The sequence below is a fragment of the Psychrobacter sp. AOP31-B2-9 genome (assembly GCF_052378005.1).
Lineage (GTDB): Bacteria > Pseudomonadota > Gammaproteobacteria > Pseudomonadales > Moraxellaceae > Psychrobacter.
Map to the genome: position 1 here is coordinate 1 of NZ_JBQSXG010000288.1, position 1,027 is coordinate 1,027.

The window sequence follows — 1,027 nt, forward strand, 5'->3', positions numbered from 1 at the left end:
GTTTTAGGATGAATGTGTTACCTGTAGCAATAGCCATTGGAAACATCCATAGAGGTATCATGGCAGGAAAGTTGAAAGGAGTAATACCTGCACAGACGCCCAATGGTTGTTGAACGGTATACATATCAACGCTACTAGCGACATTTTCAATGTATCCACCTTGCTGCAAGTTACCGATACCTGATGCGTGTTCTACAACTTCCAGTCCTCTAAACACATCACCTCTAGCATCTGCCAGCGTCTTACCTTGCTCTTCGGTCAATAGCGCCGCCAGTTCATCCATATGCTCACGTATCAGCTCTTGATACTTCAAAAAGACACGTGCTCTCTTGCTGATAGGTGTGGTACGCCAGCTCTGAAACGCTTCAGATGCGACCTTGACGGCTTGCTCAATCTCTTCAGGTGTTGATTGCGGCACCTTGGCGATCACTTCTTGAGTGGCGGGATTGGTGATATAAATCCATTCAGTAGTCGTTGATTCCGTAAATTCACCATTGATCAGTTGTTGTACGCTACGTGGTTCTGTATTCATGACTTGATTCCTTGGTGGTGTTCTAAAAAGTATGCTGGCATCAGACATAGCCATAATTGACATAGAAGAATACCAAATCAAACACCTTAAAGTGGTTATCAAACTTCTTTGAGAAGCAACAGGTCTTTCGAACGGCTCGTCGCAATCGGTGTCTAAGGCGACAGTTATTACCTTCTATACCTATGGTGTGCTGTTTGCCAATTCGTTTGTTATCACTTTTAAAGGCGGTTTTAAAGCTATCCCAGTTATCCATGCTAATAGAACCATAGCTGACTTTCAGTTGTTTAAGACGGGCTCTTAGCTTCTTAGCTGTTTTCAAGTCACGTTTGCCCCAAACATAAGCAACAATCTCATTGGTAGCGCGGTCATAAGCATAAATAAGCCAAACTTTACGCTTTTTGCGATACACGTAAGTCCAAAACTCATCAACTTCTAAGCGTTCATAATAGCGCTTTTTAGGTGTAATCTTATAGACCGATGAGCCTATGGTGCTAA

The 1,027-nt window shown here is 42.9% G+C and carries 2 protein-coding genes; both read right to left on the reverse strand.

Annotated elements, in window-relative coordinates; all coding sequences use genetic code 11:
• On the reverse strand, positions 1-532 hold a 532-nt coding region (locus ACT3SX_RS15230; protein ID WP_444761842.1), incomplete at its 3' end, for an aldehyde dehydrogenase family protein.
• A 40-nt stretch (positions 533-572) separates the two neighbouring features.
• On the reverse strand, positions 573-1,027 hold a 455-nt coding region (locus tag ACT3SX_RS15235; protein ID WP_444761843.1), incomplete at its 5' end, for an IS1 family transposase.